We start from the raw sequence: 4763 nt of genomic DNA on the forward strand, positions 1-4763 counted from the left end.
CCTCCGACGAAGATCTTGCGGCGCCCGAGTTTGTCGGAGAGCTTCCCGGCCACCCAGGCGGTGGCGACCAGCGCGATCGTATAGATCAACACGCTCATCGTGATGATGTTGACCGCGTCCGCCGTGTCGGCGCCGATCTGGTCCTGCACATAGAACACCCGGTACGTGGTGAACATGAACGTCGCCAGCGTGATGAGGAATCGCGACCACCAGGCGAGCGCGTAATCCGGGTGTTTCACCGGGCTCACCCAGAACGTCTCAACCCATTCGCGGAGACTCATGCGCGGCGGTTTGGCGGGGAGCACCTGATCGGGAAGGAGGAACGCGAAAGCGGTCATCGCGATGATCGCGAGGACGGACGGGCCCACGAACATGATGATCATCTGGTCCATGAACAGCTGGGCGACATAGGTACCGCCGAGGATTCCGACGTTCTGGGCGATACCGATGAGTGCCGTCACACTGCCGCGCTGGAATTTCGGGACCTGATCGGCGATCGTGGCGATGAACGGAGCCAGCGTCGCATTCGCGCCGAGCTGGGCGAGCAACCAGCCCAGTGCTGTGAGCTGCACGTTCGGAGCGATCGCCATGAGCAGGAAGGAAAGCGTCATCACGATCGTGCCGCCGACGATCCATGGCCGCCGGCGCCCCCAACGGGAAGCGGTGTGGTCCGACAGCCGGCCGAACAGCACGTTTCCGACGAGGGCTCCGAAGGCTCCAATGCCCGCAACCAGCGCGAGCGCACTGTTGCGCTCCGCTTCGGGCGTGATCGTCTGCACCTTCAGGCTGACGCCGATGATGGCAGGGCCGAGCAGTGCGATGAAGAACACCAACTGGGCAACGACCAGGCCGACCTTGTAGCGAAGGGGAGGCGGCTCGGTCGGCTCGGGGAACCAATGATGCTCACGGGCAGCGGAGCTGGTGGCCGTCATCCCTGACGGCATACCCGCCGCGGATCCACTCGACGTTGTCATGACGCCTCCTTCGGCAGTCACAGGTCGGCTGCCGCAGTCCTCGCTGACCATGGCCATGCCCTTCCTTGTGGCTGAAAACCTAGACCGATAAGGTTTCGGGATCAAGAGCCGCGTTCAGCGACTGTTCAGCAATCAGAGCGAAGGAGTCCTGATGACCGATTCAGAAGCGACGCGCGCGTCGAACCTCACTCTGGAAGAGAAAGCGGCGCTGACCAGTGGCGCCGATTTCTGGACGACGAAGTCCGTCGAGCGCGCCGGCATCCCGTCGCTCATGCTCACCGACGGCCCGCACGGTCTGCGCAAGCAGGCGGGCGGGTCCGACCATCTCGGCCTCGCCGGCAGCGTTCCGGCCACCTGCTTCCCCCCTGCGGTCGGCCTGTCGGCATCCTTCGACCCCGAACTCGCGGAACGCGTCGGTGCCGCCCTCGGCGTGGAATCAGCGATCGAGGACGTCGCGGTCATCCTGGGTCCCGGCATCAACATCAAACGCTCGCCGCTGTGCGGACGCAACTTCGAGTACATGTCCGAGGATCCGATCGTCTCCGGGGTCATGGGCACAGGTCTCGTGCGCGGCATCCAGTCGCAGGGCGTGGGCGCGTCCCTCAAGCACTTCGCCGCCAACAACCAAGAGACCGACCGCCTTCGCGTCTCCAGCGATGTGGATCCGCGGGCGCTGCGCGAGATCTACCTGCGTGGCTTCGAGCGCGTCGTGAAGGACGCTCAGCCGTGGACCGTGATGTGCTCGTACAACCGCATCAACGGCGCCTATGCGTCGGAAGATCCGTGGCTGCTGAGTCAGGTGCTGCGTGACGAGTGGGGATTCGAAGGCATCGTCGTCTCCGACTGGGGTGCGGTCAACGACCGGGTCGCCGGCATCGTGGCCGGAATGGATCTCGAGATGCCCGGCAGCTCGGGCCGCACAGACGCTCAGATCGTGGATGCCGTGGAGCAGGGCAGCCTGGACGAAGCGGCGCTGGACGTGGTCGTCGATCGCATCCTCGAACTCGCCCGCAAGGCCGAGGCGCGGCCGACGGCATCCGCTCCGCTCGACGTCGAAGCGCACCACGCCCTCGCGCGCGAAGCGGCAGGGCGCGGGATCGTGCTGCTGAAGAACATGGCCCCCGTCGACGGGCGCGAGGAGTCCACTCCCCTGCTGCCCCTGCGCACCGACGGGCGACTGGCCGTGATCGGTGAGTTCGCCCGCACACCCCGGTATCAGGGCGCCGGCTCCTCGCAGATCAACCCGACGCGTGTCGACACCGCGCTGGACGCGATCCGCGATGCTGCTGAGGGAGAGGTCACCTTCGCCGCCGGATTCACGATCGACGAGGACGAGCCGATGACCGCGGATGCCGAGAAGCTGCGCGACGAGGCGGTCGCGGCGGCATCCGCAGCCGACACCGTCGTGCTGTTCCTCGGCGTGCCCGCCCACATCGAGTCGGAGGGTTTCGACCGCACCGACATCGACCTGCCGCGCGCGCAGCTCGAGCTGCTGGATGCCGTGCTCGCCGCCAATCCCCGCATGGTGGTCGTGCTTTCCAACGGCGGTGTCGTCGCGCTGCCATTCGCGGGCAAGGTGCCGGCGATCGTCGAAGCGTGGCTGCTCGGACAGGCAGGCGGATCAGCGACCGCCGATGTGCTCTTCGGTGCGGTGAACCCGTCCGGCCGGCTGGCCGAGACGATCCCCCTGCGGCTGGAAGACACCCCAGCGTGGGGCAACTTCCCCGGCGAACACGGCCACGTGCGCTATGGCGAGGGTCTCCTGGTCGGGTACCGCTGGTACGACGCACGCCACCTGCCAGTGGCGTACCCGTTCGGCCACGGTCTCTCGTACACGACGTTCTCGTACGGCGACGCGACCGCTGAGGTCGACGCGGATGGCGACGTCGTGGTGACGGTTGCCGTGACGAACACCGGGGAGATCGCCGGCCGCGAGGTCGTACAGGTGTACACCTCGCTGGACGGTTCGTCGGTGCAGCGTCCGCCGCGCGAGCTGAAGGGCTTCCGTTCCGTTGCGATCGAGCCCAGCGAGACGGTCACGGTGCAGATTCCGCTGCGTCGTTCGGAGCTGGCGTACTGGGATGTGCGCGTCGACCGCTGGGTCGTGGAGGGCGGCGAGTACCTGATCGAGGTCGGCGCGTCCAGCCGCGATCTGCGGACCCGCACCTCGGTGCAGCTCGACGGCGACGAGGTCGACCTGCCGGTGTCGATGAACTCGTCGTTCGACGAGCTGCTCGCGAATCCGGTGGTCGGAGCCGACCTGCGGGCGGCGATCGAAGCCAAGTACGGCGACGCCGACGGCGGGCTGCTGAAGATGCTCGGCAACTTCCCGGTCGGCCGCCTCGACGGCTTCCCGCTGCCTCGCGACGAGATGATCCAGTTCGTCGAGAGGGCGCAACGCGGCTGACGGGTGCCCACACGAGATCGTCCGCAGTGCAGCCCTCGAATGTCGTCGTATGGTGTCGGCATGACCGACCTCCGATCCGTGCTCACAGAGCTGCGTGCGACGGCCGCCGCGCGGGCGGACGCCGCCGCGGCGGCGCTGGCGGAGCTCGTCCACGACCGGCAGGGGTCGAACGACGACGACGAGCACGACCCCGAGGGCGTCACGCTGTCGTCGGAATGGTCGCGCCTCTCGGCGCTTTCGGATGCCGCGAGCGCCGAGCTACAGCGCGTCGACGAGGCTCTGGAACGACTGGATGCCGGAACCTACGGCATCTGCGCCACCTGCGGGGAGCCGATCCCGCCCGCGCGCCTTGAGGTGCGGCCGTTCGCCGCGCAGTGCGTGCCGTGCGCTGAGAAGGCGCGGTGATGCCGGGCCCCGCTCACTAGGCTGTTCAACATCATGGACGAGTTCTTCCGCGGCCTGTGGGACTTCGCCGGCGACTTCTGGTGGCTGGTGTTCCCCATCATGGGCATGGCCGGCGGCATCGGCACGGCGTGGGAACGCGCCGCGCGGCGGCGACACAGGCGCCGGCTCGAGACCATGCGCGTGAAGGCCGAGCTGAAGGCCGCCGAAATCCAGGCGCGCGCGCTGGCGGGCGAACCCGTCCGCGGGCGACGCAAGAGCGTCGGACACGCCGAATCGACGGCATCCGTCCCGCCGCGCGACCTGCTCGAGCGGCTCATGAAGGAGCACGACGAGATCACCGCACGCTGGCTCGAGTACGAGCTCGACGTCGCCAAGCTCATCGCGTTCCCGGCGATGAGCGATGGGCGCCAGCCACTCACCGCCGCCTTCCTCAGGGCGAAGAAGACCGCCGACGCGCTGCGCCCGGCATCCGCTGACGCGAAGGTGAGCGAGAAGCAGATCTCGGAGTACTTCGACGCGGTCGGCGATTACGCGGTTGCGTTCGACGTCGCCGAACGCGACGCGCGCCGGTTGCGCAACTCCACGTTCACCGAAGACGAGCGCAAGCGCCTCGACCGCGCGCAGCAGCTGCTCAAGCTCGCCATCGACGAGTCGGCCACCCAGGCCGAGCGGCATGTCGCGTACAAGCGCGTGCGCGAAGAGCTCGACGGGCTGATCGTCCTGTCGGACGAAGCGGTGGAAGTGCTCGAGAAGAAGGTCGCCCGCGAACTCGACGCACGCCCGGCGACCGACCGCCCGCAACCTCGTCCGGAACCCCGCCGGGAACCCGGCGCCTGACGCCGGCGAGGCGCCGCCCGGGAGATCCGCACTTCCGTATTACGGCCTGTTCCGGTTTCCGTCAATCCCCTCTTTCCCTGGGGAGGGTGCCGGTTAGCCTCCACCGAAGCCGGATCGCCAAGAGCCCGGTCCCCAACACC

The 4763-nt window shown here is 67.8% G+C and carries 4 protein-coding genes; 3 read left to right on the forward strand and 1 reads right to left on the reverse strand.

Going from position 1 to position 4763, the window contains the following annotated elements:
* Positions 1 to 974: MFS transporter (locus RIN43_RS16070; protein ID WP_309129933.1), on the reverse strand; the 974-nt coding region annotated here is incomplete at its 3' end.
* Between the two features lie 151 nt (positions 975 to 1125).
* On the opposite strand from RIN43_RS16070, the gene RIN43_RS16075 reads away from it, so the two are divergent.
* From RIN43_RS16075 to RIN43_RS16085, 3 genes are read left to right on the forward strand one after another with little or no spacing between them, the layout of a single operon-like run.
* The gene (locus RIN43_RS16075) at positions 1126 to 3381 is read left to right on the forward strand and encodes a glycoside hydrolase family 3 C-terminal domain-containing protein (RefSeq protein ID WP_309129934.1); all 2256 of its coding nucleotides are present in this window, start codon (positions 1126 to 1128) and stop codon (positions 3379 to 3381) included.
* 60 nt (positions 3382 to 3441) lie between these two features.
* A complete protein-coding gene (locus RIN43_RS16080; RefSeq protein ID WP_309129935.1) occupies positions 3442 to 3786 on the forward strand; it encodes a TraR/DksA C4-type zinc finger protein in 345 nt (114 codons plus the stop codon).
* Between the two features lie 33 nt (positions 3787 to 3819).
* A complete protein-coding gene (locus tag RIN43_RS16085) occupies positions 3820 to 4623 on the forward strand; it encodes a hypothetical protein (protein WP_309129936.1) in 804 nt (267 codons plus the stop codon).
* Positions 4624 to 4763 lie beyond the last annotated feature (140 nt).

Origin of the sequence: Microbacterium sp. (assembly GCF_031178445.1) — a bacterium.
Lineage (GTDB): Bacteria > Actinomycetota > Actinomycetes > Actinomycetales > Microbacteriaceae > Microbacterium.